The organism is Ramlibacter sp., from assembly GCA_019635435.1.
Lineage (GTDB): Bacteria > Pseudomonadota > Gammaproteobacteria > Burkholderiales > Burkholderiaceae_C > JAHBZM01.
In genome coordinates, this window is sequence record JAHBZM010000001.1 from 2,911,681 (window position 1) to 2,935,909 (window position 24,229).

Sequence of the window (24,229 nt, forward strand, 5' to 3'; positions counted from 1 at the left end):
AGAACCCGCCCTGAAATGGCCAGCATATGCCTTGGCATATGCTAAACTGAATCCTCCCGGAAACAGGAGGTTTGCCATGACCCAACCTCGCCACATTGCTTCAGAAACCATAGCCCCCTACACAGACGTGTCGGGGGTCAGGGCCGTCAAGCTGTTTCGCAACGGCGCCAATCAGGCGGTGCGCATCCCCAAGGAATTCGAGCTGCCGGGCACGCAGGCGCTGATGCACCGCGAAGGCAACCGCCTGATCCTGGAGTTGGTGCCCGACAAGCCCAAGCGGGGCACGCCGGCGGCGCTGGCGCATGCGTTGGACGAAATGGCCAAACTGGGCCCTATCGACGAAGAGTTCCCCGATGTGGACGCGGGCCTGTTGCCCCTGGACGACATTGATTTGGGTGAAGACTGATGGTGGCAGACGCGCGCCTGTACCTGCTGGACACCAACATCATGTCGGACATGATGCGCAATCCCGAGGGCATGGCCGCACAACGTTTCCGCAAAGTACTGACCAAAGATGACCCAGGCACCCTGTGCACCAGTGTGATTGTTCAATGCGAGCTTCTTTTCGGGTTGAGACGGCGCACCCACCCACGCTGGCAAACGCACTACCAGCTGCTTTTGGGTTCGGTGACCGTCATGCCACTTGAGCCCGAAGTCGCCGCACATTACGCCCCGATGCGCACCCTGTTGGAGCAAGCCGGCACCCCCATGGGTGCCAACGACACCCTGATCGCCGCCCACGCCCTGGCGCTGGGTGCCACGCTGGTCACCGCCGATGCAGAATTTTCCCGCGTGCCCGGCCTCAAGCTCGAAAACTGGCTGCAGCCCCTGTGAATTCCGCGCACACCGCTACAAACCCCATAGCAATCCCCACCATGCCCGCTTCTGAAATTTCTCCCGGCCTCGTCATCCAGAACTTCACCCCGCCGCTGCAGCTGGCGGACTTCAGGCTGATCGCCTTTGACATGGACTCCACGCTCATCAACATCGAGTGCGTGGACGAGATCGCCGACGCGGCCGGCCGCAAGGAAGAAGTGGCCGCCATCACCGAAGCCGCGATGCGCGGCGAGATCACCGACTACAAGGACAGCCTGCGCCGCCGCGTGGCGCTGCTGCGCGGCGTGACGGTGGCCGACATGGAACTGGTCTACACCACGCGCCTGCGGATCAACCCCGGCGCGGCCGAGCTGGTGGCCGCTTGCAAGGCGGCGGGCCTGAAGGTGCTGCTGGTGTCGGGGGGCTTCACGTTCTTCACCGACCGGGTGCGTGACACGCTGGGCATCGACTTCACGCGCTCCAACATGCTCGAGGTGGAGTCCGGCCCCAATTGCGGCCAGCTGACCGGCCGCATGGTCGACCAGCCCTGGGGCGACATCTGCGACGGCGACGAAAAACGCAAGATGCTGCTGGAAACCTGCGCCGCGCTGGGCATCAGCCCGAAACAGGCCATCGCCATGGGCGACGGCGCCAACGACCTGCCCATGATGGGCGTGGCCGGCCTGTCCGTGGCCTACCATGCCAAGCCCAGGGTGCGCGAACAGGCCATGGTGGCCATCAACAGCGGCGGGCTGGACCGGCTGCTGGAAGTGGTGCGACCCGCCGCCTGACCCCGTTCAGGCCGGCGGCAGCCAGACCGCGAAGCGCGTGCCCTCGCCGGGCACGCTGTCCACCTCGATGCGCCCGCCATGCTTGTCCACCGCCGTCTTGACAATGGCCAGCCCCAGGCCCGTGCCCTGGATGCTGCCCACGTTGCTGGCGCGATGGAACGACTCGAACAGGTGGGTGATTTCGTCGGGCGGAATGCCAATGCCCTGGTCCGCCACCTCGAACACCGTGCTGCCCTTTTCGTCATGGCGCACGCTGAAGCGCACGGTGCCGCCGCCCGGCGAGTACTTGAGCGCGTTGGACAGCAGGTTGCCAAAGATGTGGCGCAGCAGCTTCTCGTCGTACAGGCCGCGGCGCAGGTCCGGCGCAAACGCCGTGAGCACCTCGCTCCTGGAGTCGGGGTGCTGGGCCTTGGCCTCGTCCACGAACTGCCGGCACAGCGGCGTCAGGTCCAGCGGCTGCGGCGCAAACTCCAGCATCTGAGCATCGGCCTTGCCCAGCAGGAGCACGCGGTCCATCATGCGTGACATGCGCTGAACCGCCGCGGCGATGCTGTCCAGCAGTTCGGCGCGCTCCTCGGGCGGCAGGCGGTCACCGTAGTCGCGCAGCAGCTCGCCGGCCGACAGGATGGCCGCCAGCGGGGTGCGGAACTCATGGCTGGTCATGGCCACGAAGCGCGTGCGCAGTTCGTTCAGGGCCCTTTGCTGCTCCAGCGCCTCGCGGGTTTCCTGCTCCGAGCGCTTGCGCCCGGTGATGTCCAGAAAGGTCCAGATCACGCCCGAGTCGGGCTCATTGGGACGGATGCAGCTGCCGCCCATTTCCACCCACAGCAGGCTGCCGTCGCGCCGGCGCAGCTGGCGCTCGCAGATGTAGGTGCCGGTTTCAATCAGGGCGGCGCGGGCCTCCACGCCAAACTGGCTCCAGGCGTCCAGGTCGGCATGGATGTATTCCGAGCCCTGCCCGATCAGCACCTGCCGCGGGTAGCCCAGCATGCTGGCGAATTTCTCGTTGACCCACTCGTGGCGGCGCGCCACCGACAGCACGATGCCCACCGTGGCGCTGTTGAGGATGGCCTCGCGCTCCGACGACGTGCGCTTGAGTTCGGCCTCCAGCACCTTGCGCCGCGTGATGTCCATGATCACCCAGACCGTGCCCTGCGTGAGGTCGCGGTGGCTCACGGCCTTGCCCGACAGCGAGATCCAGATCCGCTTGCCCGTGGCCTGCTGCACCTCCAGTTCCTGCTCGTAGACCTCGCCACGGCGGATCGCGTCGGCCACCTCGCCGCCCACGCGCAGGTACTGCTCGCGGCTGAGGTAGAACGGCTCCATGCTGGTCACGGGCTGGCCCTGGGCGGCGAAGATCTGCAGCATGGCCTGGTTGGCCCAGCGGAAACGCCCCTCGGGCGTGAGGAAGGCGATGCCGACGATCGAGCTTTCCAGGATGATCTCGCGCTCCTCGAGCAGGGTCTTGTAGCGCTCCTGCGACTCGCGCAGCGCCTCCACCAGTGCGTGCTCGGCCTCGATGCGGGCCTGGACCTGCTCCTTCTCGCGCCGCACGCCGTTGATGCGGTCGCCCAGCGCGAACGACAGCAGCACCATCTCCAGCGCCGAACCGATCAGCAGCGAATTGGCGGTCACCAGGTTGGAGGGCAGCAGCCCCGTGTTGTGCAGCGTGAGCGCGGCCACGCCCAGCAACAGCATCATCCACGCGCCCAGGAAATACCCCGCGCCCGGGTGACGCAGCCGCACCCCCTGGATGCCGGCGGCCACCAGCACCACCACGCTCACCGGCGCAAGAAACGTGGACAGCCATGCCGACACGGTGTAAGGCAGGGTCAGCGCCGCCACGAAGTTCACGAACCAGCCCGCCACCAGGCCCAGGGCCAGCCGGTCGATCCAGGGCATGCGCGTGGCACTGGCCAGGAAATTTCGGGCAAACAGCATGCCGAACACCGCGGCCATCGAGTTGCCCACGTTGGGCGACACAGCAATCCACCAGGACCAGCCGGACCAGATGAAGCGCGGCCCGAACCCCGTCAGCGACGCCTGCGCCACGCCCATGCCCGCGGCAAACGCCACATACAGCAGGAAGGCCCCGTCGCGCACCGAGAAGTACAGCAGCAGGTTGTAGAACAGCAGGCCCAGCAGCAACCCGAAGTACAGGCTCAGCGCGGCAAACGTGGCCTGGTCGTTGGTGGCCATGGCGGCCGGCTGCCACAGCCGCGTGGGCGCCGACACCGGGCCTTGCGAGGCGATCCGCATGTAGACCATGTGGCCTTCGCCGGGCGGCAACGACACCCTCAGCACGTGGTTGCGGTGGGGCACGCGGTCGCGCGGGTCCACGGTGTCGCCCGCCTGGGTGTGCGTGTAGCCACCGTGGGCATCGGGTACGTACAGGTCGATGCGGTCCAGCGGCGGATAGGCCACCTCCAGCAGCCATTCATGCGGGGCACCGGGCGGGGTGCGCAGGTCCGCTCGCAACCAGATCGCTGACGAGGTCAGCCCGAAGTTGGTGTAGGTCGCCGTGGCATCGCGCGAGACGGCCACAAAGCGGGCCTGCGCCGCGGGCTGGCGGACCTCGTCAAGCGTCAGGGCCCCGCCCGGGTCCTCCAGGTGGTCAAACACGCGCGACAGGCCATAGCTGCCCTCGTTGCCCAGCACCACCGAGGCCTGGCCCCAGGCCGCGCCCTGCCACAGGCAGGCCAGCAGGCAAAACACAAGCCAGCGCAGGCGCATCGGTTCAGGCCCTTTCCACCACGGGCCGGCCCGCCGCCACGGTGAACTGCGCGAGGGTGCTGACCCGGGCGTCGGGCCGGGTCACGTCGTCCACCACCCGCAAGGTGGTGGTGAGCGCCCCGGGCGTGAAGTCGGCCAGGCCATAGCCCCGGTGCTCGGACTCGGCAAACACAAAATGCGGGTTGGCGGCCAGCCGCTCGGGCAGCTTGCGGTTGCTGCCCGAGGCGCGCGAGGTGATGCTGGTCCCGCAAAACTCCACGCCCAGCGAGCGGGCCGCAGGGTCGGTATAGTCCGCCTTGAGGTGACCCACCCAGTTCTCGTGCACGTCGCCACCCAGCATCACGGGGTTGGCCACCGCGTTGCGGCGCAGCGCGTCGGTCAGGCGGTTGCGCGCGGCCGGGTAGCCGTCCCAGCCATCGTTCCACAGGTAGCGCCCGCCGCCGGTGCGCGCATTGCGCTGGCCAAACACGGTCTGCTGGCCCACGATGTTCCAGCCCTTGCTGGCGCGGCCCAGCGCGTCGCCAAGCCAGGCCTCCTGGGCATGGCCCAGCAGGGTGCGTTTGGGGTCCTCCCAGGCCGCGCAGGTGGCCGGGTCCAGGTAGCTGGAGCCCGGGCCCCCCTCGCGGTTGCAGACCTGCGCATCCTTGTACTGCCGCGCATCCAGCAGGTACAGGCTGGCCAGCTGGCCGAACCGTGCCTGGGTGTAGATGCGCATCTCCGCGCCCTCCTGCAGGCCTTGCAGCGCCCGTGTAAGCACCCCGGCGCGCAGCGGCATGTGTTCGTAATAGGCCTGGTAGGCGGCCGCGCGCCGCGCCGCGAAGGCCGGCACATCGGGGCCGCTGCTGCCGGGCGACAGGCCCGCATAGTCGTTTTGCACCTCGTGGTCGTCCCAGGTCACCAGCCAGGGGCAGGCCGCATGCATGGCCTGCAGGTCGGCATCGCTCTTGTGCAATGCATAGCGCTGGCGGTACTCGTCCAGCGTGGCCACCCATCCGCCCGTGGGCTCGCGCACGGCGCCTTTGGCTTGGGGGTATTCGTAGATGTAGTCGCCCAGGAACAGGACGTAGTCGGGTTCGTCGGCGCGCAGATGGCGCCAGGCGCTGTAGTAGCCATGCTCCCAGCGCTGGCACGAGGCATAGGCCAGGCGCAGGCGGCGCACCGCGGCATCGGGCGCGGGCAAGGTGCGCGTGCGGCCCGTGGCGCTGGTGGCGTCGCCCAGGCGGAAACGGTAGAAATAGGCCCGGTCGGGCGCCAGGCCCGCCACCTCCACGTGCACCGCATGGGCCAGGGCCGGCAGGGCCTGGGCCTGGCCGCGCTGCTCGATGCGTGTGAACGCTTCGTCATGGGCCAGTTCCCAGTGCACGGTGACTGGAGCGCGGCGCCCCGCGCCCAGCGCGGGCGCGGCCAGCCGGGTCCAGAGCACCACGCCGTCCGGCAGCGGCGAACCACTGGCCACGCCCAGGGTGAACGGGTCGGCGGCCAGCCGTGGCTGGCTCCAGGCGCTTCGCGGCAGCCAGAGCGTGCCGGCGGCGGCAGCGGCCAGTGTCAGGAGAGCGCGTCGGTCGGTCAATGTCTGGCCCTGGGAGCGGGCGTGGCCCGGGTGCGAATCACTATAGTGGAAAACGGCGGCCGGGCCGCGCCTCAGGGGCCCCCGGCGGCCTCGGCTTCGGCGCGCAGCCAGCGCACCAGGTCCTGCGCGTCGGCATTGGCCTCGGCGCGCGGGCTCAGCATCACGAAGTAGCCGCGCCGCGACACCGCCCCGCCGCCAAAGGGCGCGACCAGCCGCCCGTCGCGCAGCAGTTCGGCCAGCAGCGGCAAGCGGCCGATGGCCACGCCCTGCCCGGCCACGGCAGCGGCCACCGCGTCGGCGTACTGGGTGAAGCGCATGGTGTTCTTCATCCGCAAGCCGGGCAGCCCCATCACGTTCAGCCAGGGCTCCCAGTCCACCGTGAGCGCCATGCCCTGGGGCATGTCCACGGCCAGCAGCGTGTGGTGGGCCAGGTCGGCGGGCTGCCGCAGCGGCGTGGGGCCCTGGGCAAGGCCGGGCGCGCAGACCGGCACCACCGTCTCTTCGAACAGCGGCGGGCCGGCGCCCGCGCCGTCGGCAATGGGGCAAAAGCGCACGGCCACGTCCACCTGGCTGCGCTGCAGGTCCAGCAGGTCCAGCGTGGCCGAGATGCGCACGTCCACGGCCGGGTGGCTCGCCGTGAACCGGGCCAGCCGCGGAATCAGCCAGAGCGAGGCAAATCCGGGCGTGCAGGTCATGGCGACCTGGCGCGACGCGCTGGCTGACCGCACGCGCGCGGTGGCATCGCGCAGGCGCTCCAGGCAGTCCACCACCGCGCGCTGCATCACCAGGCCGGCCTCGGTCAGCACCAGCGCACGGTGGCGGCGCTCGAACAGCGGCACGCCCAGGCTGGCCTCGACCTGCTGGATCTGCCGGCTCACGGCCGACTGGGTCAGGAACAGTTCGCGCCCCGCCAGCGTGAAGCTCAGATGCCGGGCGGCCGCCTCAAAGCTGCGCAACAGGTCCAGCGGTGGCAGCGCGGAGCGCCCGCTGCCTGGCCCGGTACCGGCACCGGTGCCGGTGCCGATGGTGCTGGCGATTGATTTCACATTCCCGTTACGCATGCATCAGATTCCAATTCACCGTTTGAAAGCGTGGTTGCTGCTCAGTATATTCATTCCCATCAAGAATGTTAAGGAGCCCACCATGCCCAGCCTCACAACCTCATACGACATGAACCTGGACCGGCGCGCGCTGTTCAGCGTGGCCGACGCCTCGGGCGTGCAGATCACCTGCCGCGAGGGCGCCATCTGGATCACGCTGGACGACGACCCGCGCGACATCGTGCTCGAGCGCGACGCGAGTTTTGTCACGCCCGACCACCGCCGCGCCATCGTCTATGCGCTGCAACCCGCGCGCGTGACCGTGCGCAGCACGCAGGCCGCGGCGCTGCCGCAAGTCACGCGGCCCGCTTTCGCACGGCCCAGGCAACTGGCGGCCTGACGGGCCCCGGGGCGCGCCCATACCGCACAGGGCGCGCTGGTCAAAGTTCACAGAGGCCACCGGCGCCGGCGCTCCAGAATCGCCAGCGCAGGCCCTGGTGGGCCGGTGTGAAGGGGCGGTCATGGCAGTTCTCGATGCGTGGGCGATCACGGTGTTGCAAAACATGGGCAACCGCTGGCAGGACCTCGCGCTCCTTGCGCCACCCTGGCCCGCCGTCAATGCCCTGAGTGGTCCGGGCGGCAAGCTCAATCTGGCCTGCTGGAACTGGGCACTGAGCGGCTACCGCCACATCTGCGTGGACCCCACCCGCATGTTCGACTACTGCTCGGCCGTGGCCGCGGACCCGCAGGCTGGCTGCCCGCCCCAACTGGGCAACGAATGGTTCCAGACCCGCAGCAACATGCGCAAGCTGCGAGCGATCCGGGACCGGTTCGCCGACACGGGGAACGCCAACGCCTGTCGCGTGGAGCTGATCCACCTGGCCATCGAGGCCAACGGTCTTCAAAGGGGCGGCGCGGGCCAGTACCAATTGGTGGTGTATGGAACGCTCAACACACCGTACCCCAACTGGACCCACTGGTGGCTGGAAATCGAAGGCGCGACCATCGAGCATTTCCCGAACCAGCCCGACGTGCGCATCTACAACGGTGGCTACTCCGGCGGCCACGCCCTGAACGGGCTGGCCGTGGACCGGATCAACATCACCGGGGTCCACCAGGAGCACAAGGACTACATCCAGGCCATCCTGCGCAACCGCCGTGACTCGCTCGTGGTCCGCCACCCCGCGGGGCGCCAGGCCTGGCGCGCCGACAACACCCGCGCGGGCTGCGCCCAGTGCAATGTGCAGTTTGGCGTCTTCAAGCGGCGCCACCACTGCCGCTGCTGCGGCGACATCTTCTGCGACGACCACTCCTCGCTGACGCGCTTCGTCACGCTGCCCGCAACCCGGCCCAACACCGTGCCGCTGGCCCGCAGCGCCGGCCGCGTTCGCGTGTGCCAGCGCTGCTGCCCGGTGCCGCCCTGATCCCCGGGACCCGGCTGTAAGACCCCGGCACCCGGCCCGACTGACGGGCCATGAACATCGCCTACGAACTGATTTTTGACAGCAGCACCCTGAATGCCGAGGTGATTTTCTCCGGCACGCGCTGTGCGCAGGACAACCTGCTGCGCAACTACCGCAGCGGCACCCTGCATTTCATCCGCTCGGGCGCGGCGCAGGTGCTGGCCCAGGACCAGGCGCCTTTCCAGGTTGACCGGCCGTCACTGGTGTTTTTCCCCAGCAGCCGGGCGCACTGGGTGCGGGCCGTGGATGACGCGGGCTTTGACATGGTCTGCGCCATCACCAATTTCAGCGAGGTCTTCAGCCGCGCCGTCACCCTGTCGTTTCCCCACGTCATCGTGCTGCCCCTGGAAGAGCTTTCAGCGATCCGCTACACGCTCGAAGCTTTTTTTGCCGAGGCGGCCTCGCCGCAGCCTGGCAGCAAGCAGCTGGCCGACCGCCTGTGCGAAGTGGTGCTCGGCTACCTGACGCGCTATCTGGTGGACAAGGGCAGCCTGAGCCCCGGCCTGCTGGCCGCGGCCAGCGACAAGCGCATCGCCGCGGCGATCAAGGCCATCCACACCCGTTTCCAGACCGCGCTGGACCTGCAGACCCTGGCCGAGGGCGCGGGCATGTCACGCTCGCGCTTTGTCGAACGCTTCCGCGACCTGATGGGGACCAGCCCGCACCACTACCTGCTGACCTACCGCATGGGCATGGCCCAGCAGATGCTCTCCAGCCGGCTGCCGGTCAAGACCGTGGCCGAGCGCGTGGGCTACGGGACCACGTCGGCCTTTGTGCGCAAGTTCAAGGAGGTGGTGGGGGTGTCGCCAGGCGCCTGGGCCAAATAGTCAATTCATCGGGACGAAACGGCAACTTTGGTTTGCAGCCTGCCGGCAAAGTACGGGTTCCCAAGTTTTCCCTCAACCCGATCAATGGAGATCCTGAAATGAACCTCAAACAACTCACCGGCACGTTCGTGCTCGCCGCCTCGGTCCTCGGTGCCGGCAGCGCCTTCGCGCAGGCCCCGGCCAATGCCGAATACTTCCCGTTCTCGGAAATCATGTCCATGAAGATGATGGACAAGAACAAGGACGGCATGGTGTCCAAAAAGGAATTCATGGACATGATGGCCATGGCCTGGGACATGAACGCGAAGAAGATGGCCGTCAAGGGCGACAAGATGACCGCCGACCAGTTCAAGGAAATCCTGATGTACCTGAAGGCCGGCGGCTGAGTCCCGGCGCCTTCGCGCACGCGCTATTAGGCAGCATATGCCCATAGCCTGAGATATCTGGAGGGAGTAACTTTAGTGCATGACACGCATCGTTACCCCTCCATCGCTCAAATGGCTGGCACGTAAACGCGCAGAGCTGGCAGGTCAGATCGACCTTGCAGACAAGATTCACAAGAAAGCGCTTGCAGGCCTTGCTGTTCAACGTGAAAAGCTCGAACGTGCGCATGAAGCGCACCTAGAACTTCTACGACGGGACCTGGCATCGGTAGACGCAACGATACGGCTCCACGACATTCCAGTCGATCCCAAAAAAATCCGCACGTTGCAAGTGCAAGACAAACCCCGGCGAACCTCTTACGGAGAGTTGACGCGACACATATACGGGGCGCTGACCCAACGCCATCCATCGGCGATCTCAACACACGAGATCACTGCATACGTCAAAGTGGCTATGAAGCTCGACCTCTCGCTTGATGAGGCTGCTGATCTGCATTGGCGGGTCCGCCATCGCTTACAGGGGCTCCGTAGAAACGGAAAGGTCGAGCGGCTTCATGCGGCCAAAACCGCAAAAGACGGGCGGTGGCGCTACCCGTTACTATGCATTCAGAATCTCCAAAGCGCGTCGATTGCCTTGGTAGTAGGCGCCAAAGCCGGCTGACCGACCCGAACGTAGAGAAAGCCTCAGCAGGACCTCCACTTTGTCTCGCATCGACTGTCTGCGAGAGTCTTCACGCCATACGAATTCCTGAGCGTAATCCATCAGATAAAGCGGCGTAAAGCGATGGAAGACCCCGTATTCGGCACGTCGAATTCGGGAAAAGTAGCTCTCCGCTTGATTGTCGTTCACCCCGTCTTTGGTGGAGTACTCAATTGAGTGCTGGACGGTCTTGTGGTCGAACCAATGACTCAATTGCGTGAAAGCACCGCTCTCGTCCGTCATTACCACCGCTCCTGGAGTGATGAACCTTTGAGCCAGGGCCATGGCATCTTTGTCGTTCTCACTGCGCGCGACGCTGACGATGGTGCGTCTTGCGCCTGAGCCGGCCTCTGGGAATAGCTCGCGCAGAACCATGATTACGCGCCTATTCTTGCGCCGGCGCGCATTTTCTACTCCACCAGGGAGTAACTGCTTGCGCCGCCTACTACGCGGCGTTGGCGCGCTCTCGACTTTTGCAGCAACAGCATCTCGGTACGCTTGCGTCCGTAAGCCATGCTGATTTGCGTCCCTACGTTTTCCCCCGAAATAGCCGCCGTCCATCTGGACAACGCCACTCAGCAAAGTGGTTTCCCGATTTTTAAGCAGGACTTCACGCAGTTTGGCCGTCAGAAGCCAGCATGTGCGCCAGCGGTGTCCGTGGCTGCGAGCAAGCTGCGCCGCTGGGACGCCCTTGGCGCTAACAGCAAAGTTGAAAATCATCTCCAGTATTCGCCGTAGTGATATCTTGCGGTGGCTAAAAGCAGTACCTGAAGTTACGCTGAAGTCTCTACAGCATCCACGACATCTCCACTGCGCACGGCTCCGCCGCCAATAGTGATTGGCGATCTCGCCGCATGCAGGACATGCTTGCATGTCCTCACTGCCCCAACGGGCTTGGGAAAAGAAACGAATGACCTGCTCGTCTGTCATTTGCGAGATATGGTGTTGCGAAAAATTCCGGCAAGCGGTAGTTAAAAGAAAGTGTTCTGCCATTTCTGGATCCGATAAGAAGGAAAACCAGGCAGGGCGCGGCACGCCGCGACCTCTGCCCACTAGCGCGCAACCGCGCTGTGGGCGAGGGAATGGGCTAGGTTGGGGTGAGCACCGCCCTCGGACCTTGACAATCCGAATCCCTGAACACATACTGTTTGCACCTCCCGCTAGGTTGATGCACAGTCAAGGGGCCAGCTGCTTTGTCAGAAGCAACTGGCCCTTGTGCTTTTCGCCACGGAACCCCAGATTTGGCTATGTCATATCGCCCCCTCTTCAGCTTGGCCAGCCAAGCTAGGACGGCTGACTGACTTTTCATTTGAGGCAAGCCCTTCGAGCCAAATCGCTATTTCTGAGGTCATGGCGAAGTCGCCACGCCGACCAGGCATCGAGAACAGACGTACCCCGATGTGACCTGCCCGTTTGGCCTTGCGATAGGCTGCCGGCGTTCTAAAGCCGAGCACACGCGCAAGCTCTGTCCCACCCAAAAGGGGGCCGTAGAGTCTGAGCATCTCATCGCGCAGCTGCATTGACATTGAAAATTGCGTCACTTAGCGGAACTGAGCGTGAATCGTGCCCATTGGCGTTTCAACGCGCCAGCCACCCAATAATTGGAGACTTTATGGGTGACATGCGGAAATGAAGGAGCAAGGCCGTGGCCGGCCACTGAAGAATCAGGTTGAGGTCATTCGCCTCAGGCTGTGGTACGCCACTCTGAAGCAGAGGTTGCCCGGAACAAGTGACTATGCACTTGATCATCTATTCGGACCTGAGCAGGCTCCCGAAACGAGGAGGGAGACGTTCTCGCGTATTCGCCGTGAGGGGAAGCAGCCGCCGGACCAAGTATTTGAGCGTGTGCACAGGCGCTTACCGGAGATGCAGGCGTTCTACACGTCGCCGTTCTGGGCAGCCGTGATGATGGAAAGCGTGAGCTTGTGGTGTGTTCGAGAGAGCCTAGAAGAGTTCCTGATTGCCCAAAATCTTCAGCGCTGGAATTGCAGTCAGCTTCGCTTGATGCTGGCGAAAAACATCAAGCCTGAACTGATTGATGAGCCCATGCTCTACGCTTATGGCTTCAAACAGTGCAAGGCGAAGTTGCTCCCCTTGGATCTTCTTCTCCTGTACACCCTGCTTGCACGAGAGGCAGCACTTCTCGTGCGCGAGCCTCAGGCCAACTCATTTCAAGACCTGTTGCATGCGGAACTTGGTGACTACATCGGGAGCCTGATTTCTGATGAGGCGCTCGAAGTCCCGGAACTCCTATACGAAGCCTGTTGCTTTCCATCGCACAAGCCACATCCTGCAGACTCCCGAGTCCGTGCTCAGGCGTTCTATGAGTTGCCAGCGATCATCCTGCCTACAGGGCTTCACACCACTCCTCGGTAGAAGGTGCCCAAAGAAACGTCTGGGCCAAGACGTTCAATGCGAGCTGGATAGGTTGCCTTCTGCGACAAGCAGAAACTTGACGTGCTTCCATGCGATGCCTTGATCGGCAGCTAGCAAATCATTAGCGCGTGTGCCCCTTAAATTGCTGCCGCTGCGACATCGTAGGGCGCAATCAGATTCGGCCGGCGCTGATTGCCTTATGGGTGTCAGTAGGACGCGATGAATTCACGCACGTCGATACCAATGGCGTGGCACCAAAGTTCGAGCTCGACGACGTCCAAGCGGCGTTCGCCGCGCTCGACCTTGCTAACCCAAGACTGGTCCATTCGCAGCTTGTTGGCCACCTCGACTTGGGTTATCCCTTTAGCTTCCCGCGCCGCTCGGAGGGCGAGCAGGAACTGCTTATAGCGTCGAGAGTATCGAGTTTTGAACATTTGGCCCACGAAATCGGCCAAATGTCCAAGCTCGGGCAAAATAGTCGAAATTCGACTATTTAGCGTGGTCCTTAGCCACGGCAAAGCTTGGAGACTGAGAGGAGGGAACGATGAGCCAACAGCCCAACCAGGAGGAACTGCACTTCACACAAGTCAAAGGCGTGGTGTGCGGACTGGACCAAAGCTCGGAGACGGTCTACGGTAAGAGGTACTCGGTACTCGCGCGGGACACGGTTGCTACCAGCGAATTGCGCGAGGAGTGTCGCTTCTGGCTAAGAGACGCACTTGGTCAGGAACACCAGGTTGTTTTCGACGCCCAGCTGCCAATTAGGGATGGCCATGAAATCGTTCTAACGTCCGCCGGAATGAACGGAGCCAAAATTCCCGTCGCCATTTACAACGTGACCACCCGGCAGCTAATCCGAAAAAGCGCAGACCACATCACTAAGCAGTTCCCAGCCCTGGTTGCCGGGCAGTACAGTGGGTGTGCAGGATTCTTCTTGGCGTTGAGCGCAGTGGTTCTTCCCATCTTTTCCATTGGAGCTTTTCCAAGTCATCGCTCGGAAGCGGCGCTGATCAGCTTCGCCGTACCTACAGCGCTGATAGTCGCCGGGGAGGTGCGCGGCGCGCGAGGGAGACGACGGTCAAGGGACCACGTTGAAAACAGACTAGTTGCGGCACTTTTTTCAAGTACGGTCTTGGGCGCGTCCATTCCATCTGACGCCACAGTACTGATTGCCTAGGCAGGACCATCACGTCAACCGCCCCGAGCTACTGGCAACTGCCTCAATGCAAATCTGATGCACGCCCTTCTGCTAGACGCGCTTATTGCGCCGACTTCGATTTGCTTCGGCCACATCGTCGCGCAAACATGATGCAAAAGCTTCGGAGCCAACGGGGCGGTCGGCCATGACCTCTGCACCGTGCCTTTTCAAGCTGAACGCGGCGAGCATCTGAGTCAGAGTTGGCTCGACGATTGTTCCGCTGGGGATGTCTGCAAACTTCTCGAAAGTACGTGCATATGAGCGTTGCTGCTGCGTCATTTCAAGCTTTCCGATTGCTTTGTCCCGATGAGAAGTCTCGCGCGCGGAGAAAGAGGCGAGGAAGCGCGCACGTAGACTATGGGAGGCGAATATGTGATGGTGATGGCGGCGGGAATCGAACCCGCGACCTGCCGGTTATCTACCGAGAGTCCTTTCGGACACGGCTTATAAGGCCGCTGCTCTACCTAGCTGAGCTACGCCACCCTCATTGCAACTGGAGTGCAGCAAGGTATTCGGAAATGGCGCGTTTGAAAACAGCACATTCGCAGAGCTTAGTAGATCAACGTGAAGTTGTCTATGGGCACCGATTGCTCCAGAAGCAATTGCTCAAAAGCCCTGGTGAAGGACGTGGCAAAGGGCAAGCCATTGACCAGAAAACCATTGCACTTGAAGAGATTCTTCGGGCAGAAAGACGTCCAACTCAACGAATAGCCGCTTGACCACTTGGGAGAGGGTCTATCAAGGACCGCAGCATTCCGAGAGGGGTTGTCTGCGAATGAACATGGACATCCGCTCGGCTCCTGACGTCCAAGAGCAGTAACGGGTCATAGGGGTTGGGGTTTGGCGCGTCGATCTGCTCTTCGCCAAACCGATATGAGAAGGGCTGCCCGGGAAAAGCGTTTGCCACAGCCAACCCCTCCCTGTAGGCCTCGATTTCGTTCGGATCGCGTTTATACGCATTCTGGTCAAACAAGCGACTGGAGCCGTCCGGCAGGGCTCCTCGTTTTCTTTGCCACAGATGTGTGGCTTCGTGGGCCATTGCGAACGCCCATCGTTGAAACTTGTTGAGTCTGAGTCCTGGCCAATTTTCATTGACAGCCTGCACATCGACAAGAAAGAGGTTCTCTTCAGCGACATACCCCGCAGCGCCAGTTCCACTGCCGACGTACGGCCAGGGCAACCCCCTGGCGTTCACGAGCAAGCGGAGATGCTGGCTTTGGCCAGGAAGCCGCCTGACCACCACCATCAACATCGGCTGAACCATAACGTCAATGTCGAAATTCGTGACCTTGGGCATGTCGATCAGCACTACGTCGATGCGGTGCCGCCCTGCAGGCAGCTGGGCGGCAGATAGTAGTTCCGGAACGTGTGGCTTCGTTAGCAGCACAACCACAAGGCCGAGTACGGAAAGCACTGCAGCGGCAACGGAAATGCCCGCGACTATCCGTAGGCGCTTGATGGTGCTCCTGATAACCAGCAAATCGGTTTCCCCAGGCGCTATGAGAAATTTTTTGAAGAACATGCTTTAGGGTAAGGCCGTTACATCGCGACTCCTCCCCAGCACGCGATGCGCGTCGAGGTCGATTCGACCGAGCCAGCCTAACCAAGGAATTTCTCCATCAATTGGAGGATGTGTCAATGAAGCGCTTAAAGTAACCTTGCGCGTACGGCGGGCTCGCGGCGAGAGGCAGATAACGAGATGCTTGAAGAATCGACTTGAAATTCTAGTGGGGCGGTTCCCTTCGCGTAACTTCAAGATACACTGCGCGACGGAGGCACTCGCCCATCCAGCCAGTCCAGTGTTGGGGCGGTTGTACATGTGGAGCCCGTGACAGGGAAAAGGGTCACGGACAAGCAGGGGAGCTTAATGATTCACTTTCCGGTTTTGGACCGTGTGAGCGTGGTGAACTACGCGCTCTATGTCGGGCGTCCCGAGGCGCCTGGCTTGCACCACGTCTTCCAGCCAGGCGTCAACGTCATTGTTGGAATCAACGGGCTCGGAAAGACAACACTGCTGAACATTCTTCTCCGAGCGTTGACCGGCCCGTTTGATTCCCCGCCGGGCGATGAGCTAGGCGAGAAGAAGCGTCGCCTCGTTCCTGCTGATCGACACTGGTTCCGCCGCCGCGTCCCAAATGATGCGGTGGACGCGCGCGTCACCATAGAATTTCAAGTGGGCGAACAGGTCTTCCAGGTGGAGCGTTCGCTGGCCAATCTGGATCTCCTCACGCTTTGGATCGACCAGCGAAAGGTTGAACTCGACAAACCTGTGGAGCTTGAGGCCGCATACCAACAGCGCGTTAGTACGGCTGCGGGTTTGAGCTCGTTCGACGACTTCGTATTCTTGTTGAGGTACGTCGTTTTTTTCTTGGAAGACCGGCGGAGTTTGGTGTGGGACCCAGCTGCTCAAGGGGAGATTCTGGGCATGCTCTTTGGAGAGCAAGATGGCAACCGCCAGCGCTATGTGGAGGTTTTCAACGACCTGTTGAGCAAGGACAGCGAATATCGAAACATGCTCTCTGTCGTGAACAAGCGGGAGAAGGAGCTGAGAAAGCAGGCAAGCAGCATCGAAGGCGGGCAGATCGACATGCTAACCAAGCAGCTCGATGAGCTGCGCGACCAGGTTGAGACATTAAGTGATCGGAAGGCGGAGCTTGCGACGGAACGAGACTCGCTGCGGGATCAAATCGAGAACCGACGTCGGGATATCCATGACAAGCGGGCGTCCTTGGCCGTCGATTTGAATCGCTTCTACGAATCATTCTTCCCTCAGGTCGGCGAAGCCGGGCGCTATCTGCTCTCACACTTTGAAGCGGAGTCTGGCTGTCTTGTCTGTGGCACCCGAACGCCAGAAGCGGTTGCTCGCGTCAATGCAAAACTGCACATGAATACGTGCCCAGTTTGCGAAAGCCCTATCGAAGAAGGCAGTAAGCCCGCACACGATCCTCATGCCGGCGAGGAAATGGAAGCCAGGCGGCAGGAAATTGCTGAGCTGGAAGCATACGTACAGGATATGGCGGCCCCGCTACAAAGCGCTGAACTCGAATATGCTGAGGTAGCCGGACGCCTCGTAGCCACAACGTCGGATATCGCCTCCCTTGAAGCGCAACTGGAGGCGCTTGGACATTCCCTACCAGATGCAGTAGAGCGACGCGATAAGTTGAAGCAGCACTTGCTAACCTTCAAAGCCGCGCTCAATCAGATCGAAGTTGAGCGTGCTGGCCTGGCTTCGGAATTCGGTGAACTCGCCACTGCGATTGACAACGATGTACGCTCGGTTTCAGCGCGAATTGAAAGTTCGTTCGCACACTTTATAAGCGGCTTTCTAGCGGAGAACTGCCACATCACCTATACAGCACGAAAAAGCCGAATTGGTCAGCGTACGACGACTGAGAGCTTCTCGTTCCCGCAGTTTGTCCCCGCACTCACGTCCGGCGTTCACCGAGCAAGCGCGACCCCTCGTGAACAAGGCCAGTCCGTTTCTGAGTCCCAGAAGGAGTTTATAGACTTGGCGTTTCGGATGGCTTTGCTGGAGATTGCTGCTCCTGATGCGCCGAGCATGCTGATTTTGGAAACACCAGAAGCGAGCCTGGATTCCGTATTCGTGCCGCGCGCCGCCGACTTGCTGCGGCGCTTTGCTGTACGCGCTGGCGGCGGAGCCGCGACCCGACTGATCGCATCTTCGAACGTGAATCGCGAACAGATGATTCCCGCCTTGTTCGGCGCATATCCTGATGCTCGCTTTCACGAGCAGGTAGTAGATGATTCAGGCCCACCCGCGCCCGCAGTGCCACAAGAACTGCGTGAGAAGCATGTGTTGGACCTCCTTTCCATCGCCGCGCCAACGCGTGCACTGGAGCGGTTCCGTGAGCCTTACGAGGAAGAGCGCGATCGCGCGATCTACCCCGAGCGTTTTGCTCAAACGCCGTGAGCACGACTCCCAACGAGGCCGTCTTGAGTGACGCGGGCATCTGGAAGACCTGGACGCTGCTTTGCGTCGCTGAGGCTGCGCGCCTCGGACTCTCTCCGCTCGCGAGCGCCCAGCTGCACGTTCTGCTTTACCTTGCCAACACACTGGCTCCGTTGTTCAACGTGACGCGAGTGCGTGGTCGCGTCCTTAAGAGGGGGCCTTTCCCCTTTTACCCGGATGTGCAGCGCGAGATCGACCGCTTAGCGTTCTCAGGGGTTCTAAAGATTGAGCGCGTTGACTTTGGTCCCAAAGGTCACTTGGCGGCGCACTATGACTTGGCGCCGTCGGCTCGCGAGCTTCAACATCGGCTTCTGGCGGCTTCCGCAGAGGCCCGTCGAACTTCGCGGCTGTTCAGCGAACTGGTGGCCGCATGTTTCGGCAAGTTCTTGGCGTCCCAATCTGCCATCGGGCCGGTGGACGCGAACTATGGAAACACGGATATCGTCGAGAACGAGGTGGTTGATTTTTCGGAGTGGCAAGACGAAAACAAGAATATGGAAGTGGCCAGGTATCTGATGGCGCAGCTAAAGGCATTGCAACCCCACGTCGAACGCGATGGGGTGAGGCTGTACTGCGACTATCTCGACCAAGCGATGGCAGCGACATGAAGAAGCCGATGCAGCGCTTTGGTGGAGCCGTCGAGGGAATACTCGAAAAGGTGGTCTCGACGGCAGGTTCTGATATTTCAGTCGCCGACGCTGGGACGCGCGAGGCATTTCTGGATTCGTGGGCCGGCAAACTTAGCGATCATGCGAGCTATCTCCGCAGCGCTGGCAAGATGTTGGCAGCGCCCATTGTCCTAGCCTATGTACCCGACACGGGCGCGTTCACAAAGACCCATGACTGGATCATTCGTCGCATGCTTGGTGTCAACTTCCAGGACGAGCTTTCAGGGGTCCTCGCCGCCGGCACCTCCGAAAGCGGGGGATGCGTGCATCCGCAGCGCTTTACGGACACAGGGGCGATAGAAACTGCGATCCGCGCGGCGGGACTACAAGCTGCTCCAACTATCGCGCTGATGCCACAGAACAAGCTATTTGTGTGGCCTGACGGCATCGACAGCGCCGAAAAACCCTTCGAGCGTGACCTGTCAGGCCCGGCGATAGTGATTGACCTTGATGCTATTGACCAAGCATTGACGCAGTTCTATGAGGATGTCGCCAGGCAGACAAAAAAATGGTGGCACACCGCCAGTTCACGGATAGTCGTGAACTCGCCCGAGGGCACCGTTCAATACGATCTTTGGGTTTTTCTGATGGCGAAATACTCGCACGTCGCACGCATCAAACAGGAAGAGAAAATCGGCAATGGTCGCTCGGACATCACTGTCGTTCCTCTTGACACCACCTGCGGAAACCAAAGTGCGGTGCTTGAGTTGAAGACGCTTAGAGACGTCCAAACGCCCACGCAGGCCGGCACCAAGCTTGGGAAGATTTCGCAGAAGAGCAACATCGAGTGGGCTGCATCCGGGCTTCAACAAACGGCGGCGTATCGGGACGACAACAAAATGGACGTCGCATTCCTGTGCTTATACGATTTCTGCGCCACCGCAGGCACCGAGGTAATGAAAGTGGTCAGTCCGGCGGCTGATGCGCTCAATGTGCGCGCGCGACGCTACTGGATCACCGCGTCGCACGAAGAGCATCGTAAGGAACGCTACCCCTTACCTGAAACCCAAAAAAACTAGGGTCGAAGCTCCACGATGCTCTCGGCGAGTTGGAGTCGTCCGCCTTGCTGAGCACTCGATCGCATTTGTCGCACCTCGCGCGTTTTGACCGAACTGTAGCCCATGGATTTCGCCAGCTGGGCGATGATCGCAGCTACTTCGATGCGCACGCTGGCGTAGCGCGAGTCCCCCACAACCATCATTACCTTGCCACTCTCCGCGAGGATGCGTTGGCATTGCACCAGAATCGTTTCAATGTCGCGGAAATAGGCGCCGACCATGTTTGGGATATCCCCGTCCCAAAGCTGCTCGCGTTGCAACTCCAACTTCGTCAACGTTGAGTCGAGCAGCGGCGAGGCGTGCTGGGGCAGCTCGTACTTCCTATGGATTTGCACGTGGGATCGCAGAGTCTCGTTCCGGAGCCGCACGTTGTCTGTCTTGTTGGCTAGGTAGCCCAAGGCCCACAGCTCCACGTTGTAGATGTCCGTATAGTCAAATGAGTTTGGGTACGGTGGCGAAAAAACTACCAAATCGGTGGTATCGGTTACAGCAGCGAGCGCCTGTCGAGCGTCACCGTGAATGACGTCGATACGAGACCGCGGCCGACCCTCGAACCGGAGCACATCCTCAAAAGCAGTGTTGAACTGCGCCCCGAACAGTTGGTCCAACATGGCCGGCGCGGGTTCGTGCTCCTGCCACCCCGCACGGTAACGTCGCCCTTTGCCATTGACATACACGTTACTGCAATCCACGAGGACAGCGCCCAGCACCACCCGGAAAAATCGTTGGACGTCCGGCTCTTCGATGGCGTCGATGCATGTCAAGTACTGTGACAAGCGCTTCGCAACGGCCAACGGGAATATCCAACGCTCTTTGTCTTCGGCCTCGATGAAAGTCGCCGGAAGGTGGCTCAAGCGGGACAGGCTCGGCCGGCTCCGTGCCAGGCGGGCCTGGAAGTCTGCGGCGTTCCTACGCAGCGCTTCCGCAGACAGGGAACTTACCTTGGCCTTGATGATGTCCGCGAGAAAGGGGTTGACTTCGATCGTGGTGGCATCGAGTGCCAGCAGCTGGGCCGTGATCGCAGTCGTTCCTGAACCCCCAAAAGGATCTGTTACGTGCTTGGGGCGATATCCCAAGGAACTGATGGCGGCAGATACGAACGCCGGGGAGAACGCCTCTTTGAAGTGAAACCACCGTTGAAATGCAGTTCCCTTGCCGTCCTGATTTGTGGTTATCGGCGCTGCAGCGGGCCTCGCTGTTTGGTGCTGGCGAGGTTCCGGTGCGAACCACTGAGGAGCATGCGCGAAATGGTCGTGCAACGTTTGAAGGTAGCGCTCCGGGGGATTTCTCATCGCAATCAGCCTTTGTCGTGAGGCAGCGTAACATTCGCCGGCTTTTGAAATTATGTTCATAATTTGAATTTATGGCAATCGAAACTGCTGACCCTTCGCTAACTCAAGCCGCCATCAAGTGGATTTCCAGTCGTGGTGGTCTTTCCGAAGCCACGGTGAATGCCTATCTTGGCGAGATAAACCGCTTTGCAGAGCACCTCGCGAGCAAAGGTGTTCTACGTGTCCGTAGCGTAGGACACGCCGCTTGGGAGAACTACCTTCAGCTATTGATGGAAAAGCGCAGCACTGTGCCTTCACGCCGCACGGATGCACTCAAGTCCACTAGCGCGTTGCAGGCTGCACGAATCACGCGTTCGTTCCTTCGATTTTGTTGGGCAAGTGGTTGGCTTGGTTGGGTGCCTGATTTGGGTAGCCGCAGGTGCGGAGCCGCAGTTGCACGTTTGCCGGTGTCCGTCCCGAAAGAGTTGGCGCACATTCTCTTGGCTGATGGACGCCCCGATGGCGAAGCGGAGGCTAGACAGGTATGCGCAGCGGCACTGGCGTTTTGGGTTGGCATGAAGCCGCGAGAGCTTTCGACAGCGACTGTATCGAACTTGCGGACATTGCCTGCCGGAGTGTGCTCCATAGCGATCGCAGGTCGGGAGCACGAGGCGCACCTACCCGATCAACTCGTTGCGCAGATGCGCCACTACCACGCATTGCGAGCCGAACGTGTTGGGCCGATGCCCGACGGCGCGCCTTTGATTTCGCGTCTAGGCACCTACATGCCTCTTGGCGCAAGCGCAGTTTGGCAGCTCCTGAGGACTTTGCCGTCCCTTGGCGGGCCTACGCCCATTTCCATCGGTGCAAAGCGCATCCGGGAGTGTTTTGTCGTGCTTGGAGGGGATGACGCAGCCGCCAGTGTCGCCGCGATTCGGCGTCAAGCCGGCAGCCGGCGGATCATTCTTCATCCGGGAAATGAGAATCCTATCCGCCCGCAGGCTATCGCTGAGAAGGTAAGCCAGTTGCTAGAAGCCGAGTTGCTAGAAGCCGAATTCAGTGGGGGGAGCAGCCAACATCCGGTGAGCAGCGCTATGAACGCCTCACCGGAAGATGAAATTAACCCTTAACAATTAATCCGGCATAGCCATGGGCAACTGCTACCTAATAGCGCGCGCACGTCAAAAGGGCCCGCGCGGGCCCTTTTTTTCTGCATCACACACGCGCGCGCATTTGGCGTTAAGGTCTCCCCCCAAAAGGAGCCCCACCATGCACTACCGCCGCCTTGGCAAAAGCAATCTCAAAGTATCCACCCTGTGCCTGGGCACGATGATGTTTGGTGACCAGACCGACGCCGCCGAGGCCGCCCGCATCGTCGCGCATGCGGGCGAGCATGGCGTCAATTTCATCGACACCGCCGACGTCTACACCAAGGGCGCCTCTGAAAGCATGCTCGGCGGCCTGCTGGCCGGCCAGCGCCACCGCTGGGTGCTGGCCACCAAGCTGGGCAACCCGATGTCGGGCACGGTGAATGAGGGGCACTACTCGCGCGCCTGGATGCTGCGCGAGGTCGAGGCCAGCCTGCAGCGGCTGCAGACCGATTTTGTGGACGTGCTCTACCTGCACCGCGACTACAACGACATGGACCTGCAGGAGCCGCTGTACGCACTACAGGCGCTGCTGGCGGCCGGCAAGATCCGCTCCTGGGGCCTGTCCAACTTCCGCGGCTGGCGCATTGCCGAGATGGTGCGATTGGCGCGCGAGATCGGCCTGCCCGGCCCCGTGGTCTGCCAGCCCTACTACAACCTGCTCAACCGCATGCCGGAGGTGGAGATCCTGCCGGCCTGCGAGCACCACGGCATCGGCGTGGTGCCCTACAGCCCCATTGCGCGCGGCGTGCTCACCGGCAAGTACCAGCCCGGCGTGGCGCCCGTGGCCGGCTCAAGGGCGGCGCGCGGCGACAAGCGCATCACCGAAACCGAGCTGCGCGATGAATCGCTGCGCATTGCCCAGACACTGCAGCAGCATGCGCAGGCCAAGGGCGCCACCGTGGCGCAACTGGCCGTGGCCTGGGTGCTGGCACACCGCGCGGTGAGCAGCGTGATCGCCGGGCCGCGCACGCTGGCGCAGTGGCAGGACTACCTGCCCGCGCTGGACTATGTGCTGACCGACGAGGACGAAGCCCTGGTCAACACGCTGGTGGCCCCGGGCCACCCGTCCACGCCAGGCTACAGCGACCCGGCCTACCCGCTGTACCCGCGGCGCGCCTGAGCCGCGCCTGATCAGGCCTGCCAGACCCCATAGCCGCGCGCGCGCAGCGCAATACCCAGTTCCACCTCCATGGCCTGCGCGTCCTTGTAGCTCATGGGGTTGTAGCGCTCGTAGAGCTGCGGCAGCAACCGCAGGCCAAAAAGCTGCACATAGCGGTTGGCCTGGATCCCGGCCTTGTGCTTGTCAAAGCGCAGGTCGGGGTCCAGCCCCGTCATGCCCACATAGACAAAGGGCTGACCCAGCACGTAGTCCGGGTTGGCGTGGCGAAAACGCGCGTGGTTCCAGACTTCGTCAGACAGCTCGACCACGTACACGTGGTAATGGCTGCGACGGGCGCGCGGCACCCCGGCTCAGCCCGACTGGGTCGGGCGGAAATCGGGACGGATCTCGTCCTCGCCCGACTTGAGGTCGGCCAGCGCCGAATCGCGCACGGCAAACAGCCGGGCCAGGTCCTCCTGGACTTCATCGACCGGCTCGGGTTCAGGCTCCGGCTCCGGCTCGGGCACCGGTTCGGGTTCGGGGACCGCCACCGCTGCGGCAGGGGCCACCCCCGTCCATGACTCCGCCGGCGGCATGTCGGGATAGGGGCAGTCGCTGGCCTTGAACTGCCAGGTGATGCTGTGCAGCCAGTCAGAGGCCTGTGGTTCAAAGTGCTCGATCTCGCCCATCAGGCGGCGCTCGAAGGCCATGGCGTACTTCAGCAACTGCTCGTCCCAGTGCCGCACCACCAGCCGCGCATGCAGGTGGGTCTCGCCGCGGCTGGTGTTGACCACCAGCACCTGGCACTCCACCCAGCCCTCCGGAATGCCGCAGTAGCGCAGCGTGTCGCGCACCAGCACACGCACCAGTTCGCGGCGCGTGGCGGCCTGCGGCCCGAGTTCGGTGACGCGGGAGTCCTCGTGGCCGTCGGGCTGCGATGCGGGCTCCAGCGCGGCGGGGGCCGAGGGTGTGGCGGGCTTGGCAAACAGGCGCTTGATGATGTTCATGGAGGCAGTCAGCACACAGGGTTGGAGTGATGGCGGCCGATTGTGCCGCAAGAAAAAACGGAATGCTACGGATTTGATAGCGCATCATGCCCGCGTGGCATGGACTAC

25 protein-coding genes and 1 tRNA gene are annotated in these 24,229 nt (G+C 62.2%); 15 read left to right on the top strand and 11 right to left on the bottom strand.

Translation table 11 applies throughout. The features are described 5' to 3' along the window. Positions 1-76: 76 nt before the first annotated feature. From KF796_14030 to serB, 3 genes are read left to right on the top strand one after another with little or no spacing between them, the layout of a single operon-like run. Positions 77-406 carry an AbrB/MazE/SpoVT family DNA-binding domain-containing protein gene (locus KF796_14030; GenBank protein ID MBX3587751.1) on the top strand — a complete coding sequence of 110 codons (330 nt, stop codon included), beginning with the start codon at positions 77-79 and terminating at the stop codon, positions 404-406. Continuing rightward, on the top strand, positions 406-834 hold the full coding sequence (locus tag KF796_14035) for a type II toxin-antitoxin system VapC family toxin (GenBank protein MBX3587752.1): 429 nt from the start codon (positions 406-408) through the stop codon (positions 832-834). Before KF796_14030 ends, KF796_14035 begins: the two co-directional genes overlap by 1 nt. A 41-nt stretch (positions 835-875) precedes the next feature. Further along, the gene (gene serB / locus KF796_14040) at positions 876-1,607 is read left to right on the top strand and encodes a phosphoserine phosphatase SerB (protein ID MBX3587753.1); all 732 of its coding nucleotides are present in this window, start codon (positions 876-878) and stop codon (positions 1,605-1,607) included. A gap of 6 nt (positions 1,608-1,613) precedes the next feature. Here serB and KF796_14045 read toward each other — a convergent pair whose 3' ends face one another. From KF796_14045 to KF796_14055, 3 genes are all read right to left on the bottom strand, one after another. Then, on the bottom strand, positions 1,614-4,340 hold the full coding sequence (locus KF796_14045; protein MBX3587754.1) for a PAS domain S-box protein: 2,727 nt from the start codon (positions 4,338-4,340) through the stop codon (positions 1,614-1,616). 4 nt (positions 4,341-4,344) lie between these two features. Continuing rightward, a complete protein-coding gene (locus KF796_14050; protein ID MBX3587755.1) occupies positions 4,345-5,889 on the bottom strand; it encodes an alkaline phosphatase D family protein in 1,545 nt (514 codons plus the stop codon). A gap of 92 nt (positions 5,890-5,981) precedes the next feature. Further along, on the bottom strand, positions 5,982-6,971 hold the full coding sequence (locus tag KF796_14055; protein ID MBX3587756.1) for a LysR family transcriptional regulator: 990 nt from the start codon (positions 6,969-6,971) through the stop codon (positions 5,982-5,984). An 82-nt stretch (positions 6,972-7,053) separates the two neighbouring features. Here KF796_14055 and KF796_14060 point away from each other — a divergent pair, with 82 nt between their 5' ends. The 5 genes from KF796_14060 to KF796_14080 all read left to right on the top strand — a co-directional run bounded on the left by KF796_14060 (position 7,054) and on the right by KF796_14080 (position 10,284). After that, a complete protein-coding gene (locus KF796_14060; protein ID MBX3587757.1) occupies positions 7,054-7,350 on the top strand; it encodes a DUF2917 domain-containing protein in 297 nt (98 codons plus the stop codon). A gap of 121 nt (positions 7,351-7,471) precedes the next feature. After that, positions 7,472-8,374, top strand: a complete 903-nt coding sequence (locus KF796_14065; protein ID MBX3587758.1) for an FYVE zinc finger domain-containing protein — start codon at positions 7,472-7,474, stop codon at positions 8,372-8,374. 50 nt (positions 8,375-8,424) lie between these two features. Further along, on the top strand, positions 8,425-9,240 hold the full coding sequence (locus KF796_14070; protein MBX3587759.1) for a helix-turn-helix transcriptional regulator: 816 nt from the start codon (positions 8,425-8,427) through the stop codon (positions 9,238-9,240). Positions 9,241-9,338: 98 nt separating this feature from the next. After that, positions 9,339-9,626: a hypothetical protein gene (locus KF796_14075; GenBank protein ID MBX3587760.1), complete on the top strand. Its 288-nt coding sequence runs from the start codon at positions 9,339-9,341 to the stop codon at positions 9,624-9,626. 79 nt (positions 9,627-9,705) lie between these two features. After that, positions 9,706-10,284 carry a hypothetical protein gene (locus KF796_14080; GenBank protein MBX3587761.1) on the top strand — a complete coding sequence of 193 codons (579 nt, stop codon included), beginning with the start codon at positions 9,706-9,708 and terminating at the stop codon, positions 10,282-10,284. Here the strand turns inward: KF796_14080 and KF796_14085 are convergent. Then, positions 10,222-11,316, bottom strand: coding sequence for an IS1595 family transposase (locus tag KF796_14085; GenBank protein MBX3587762.1), 1,095 nt, complete (start codon positions 11,314-11,316; stop codon positions 10,222-10,224). The two genes, KF796_14080 and KF796_14085, sit on opposite strands and share 63 nt — an antisense overlap. A 636-nt stretch (positions 11,317-11,952) precedes the next feature. On the opposite strand from KF796_14085, the gene KF796_14090 reads away from it, so the two are divergent. Further along, a complete protein-coding gene (locus tag KF796_14090; GenBank protein ID MBX3587763.1) occupies positions 11,953-12,699 on the top strand; it encodes a hypothetical protein in 747 nt (248 codons plus the stop codon). Positions 12,700-12,905: 206 nt separating this feature from the next. On the opposite strand, the gene KF796_14095 is transcribed toward KF796_14090, so the two are convergent. Then, entirely contained in the window at positions 12,906-13,133 is a 228-nt protein-coding gene (locus KF796_14095) for a helix-turn-helix transcriptional regulator (protein ID MBX3587764.1), read from the bottom strand. 110 nt (positions 13,134-13,243) lie between these two features. On the opposite strand from KF796_14095, the gene KF796_14100 reads away from it, so the two are divergent. After that, positions 13,244-13,876, top strand: a complete 633-nt coding sequence (locus tag KF796_14100; GenBank protein MBX3587765.1) for a hypothetical protein — start codon at positions 13,244-13,246, stop codon at positions 13,874-13,876. A gap of 72 nt (positions 13,877-13,948) precedes the next feature. Here KF796_14100 and KF796_14105 read toward each other — a convergent pair whose 3' ends face one another. The 3 genes from KF796_14105 to KF796_14115 all read right to left on the bottom strand — a co-directional run bounded on the left by KF796_14105 (position 13,949) and on the right by KF796_14115 (position 15,419). After that, entirely contained in the window at positions 13,949-14,176 is a 228-nt protein-coding gene (locus KF796_14105; GenBank protein ID MBX3587766.1) for a hypothetical protein, read from the bottom strand. 97 nt (positions 14,177-14,273) lie between these two features. Further along, a tRNA-Ile gene (locus tag KF796_14110) sits at positions 14,274-14,380 on the bottom strand. A 217-nt stretch (positions 14,381-14,597) separates the two neighbouring features. Then, the gene (locus KF796_14115; protein ID MBX3587767.1) at positions 14,598-15,419 is read right to left on the bottom strand and encodes a hypothetical protein; all 822 of its coding nucleotides are present in this window, start codon (positions 15,417-15,419) and stop codon (positions 14,598-14,600) included. Between the two features lie 345 nt (positions 15,420-15,764). Here KF796_14115 and KF796_14120 point away from each other — a divergent pair, with 345 nt between their 5' ends. The 3 genes from KF796_14120 to KF796_14130 are packed head-to-tail and all read left to right on the top strand — an operon-like array spanning position 15,765 to position 19,554. Beyond that, a complete protein-coding gene (locus tag KF796_14120; protein MBX3587768.1) occupies positions 15,765-17,828 on the top strand; it encodes an AAA family ATPase in 2,064 nt (687 codons plus the stop codon). Then, the gene (locus tag KF796_14125; protein ID MBX3587769.1) at positions 17,825-18,475 is read left to right on the top strand and encodes a hypothetical protein; all 651 of its coding nucleotides are present in this window, start codon (positions 17,825-17,827) and stop codon (positions 18,473-18,475) included. Before KF796_14120 ends, KF796_14125 begins: the two co-directional genes overlap by 4 nt. Then, positions 18,472-19,554, top strand: coding sequence for a hypothetical protein (locus KF796_14130; protein MBX3587770.1), 1,083 nt, complete (start codon positions 18,472-18,474; stop codon positions 19,552-19,554). Before KF796_14125 ends, KF796_14130 begins: the two co-directional genes overlap by 4 nt. On the opposite strand, the gene KF796_14135 is transcribed toward KF796_14130, so the two are convergent. Continuing rightward, the gene (locus KF796_14135) at positions 19,551-20,885 is read right to left on the bottom strand and encodes an SAM-dependent methyltransferase (protein MBX3587771.1); all 1,335 of its coding nucleotides are present in this window, start codon (positions 20,883-20,885) and stop codon (positions 19,551-19,553) included. The genes KF796_14130 and KF796_14135 overlap by 4 nt on opposite strands. 71 nt (positions 20,886-20,956) lie before the next feature. On the opposite strand from KF796_14135, the gene KF796_14140 reads away from it, so the two are divergent. Both KF796_14140 and KF796_14145 read left to right on the top strand, forming a co-directional pair. Next, positions 20,957-21,994, top strand: a complete 1,038-nt coding sequence (locus tag KF796_14140; GenBank protein MBX3587772.1) for a hypothetical protein — start codon at positions 20,957-20,959, stop codon at positions 21,992-21,994. Between the two features lie 139 nt (positions 21,995-22,133). Then, a complete protein-coding gene (locus KF796_14145) occupies positions 22,134-23,135 on the top strand; it encodes an aldo/keto reductase (GenBank protein MBX3587773.1) in 1,002 nt (333 codons plus the stop codon). An 11-nt stretch (positions 23,136-23,146) separates the two neighbouring features. On the opposite strand, the gene KF796_14150 is transcribed toward KF796_14145, so the two are convergent. Both KF796_14150 and KF796_14155 read right to left on the bottom strand, forming a co-directional pair. Further along, positions 23,147-23,479, bottom strand: coding sequence for a hypothetical protein (locus KF796_14150; protein ID MBX3587774.1), 333 nt, complete (start codon positions 23,477-23,479; stop codon positions 23,147-23,149). A gap of 6 nt (positions 23,480-23,485) precedes the next feature. Further along, entirely contained in the window at positions 23,486-24,121 is a 636-nt protein-coding gene (locus KF796_14155) for a hypothetical protein (GenBank protein ID MBX3587775.1), read from the bottom strand. Between the last annotated feature and the right edge of the window lie 108 nt (positions 24,122-24,229).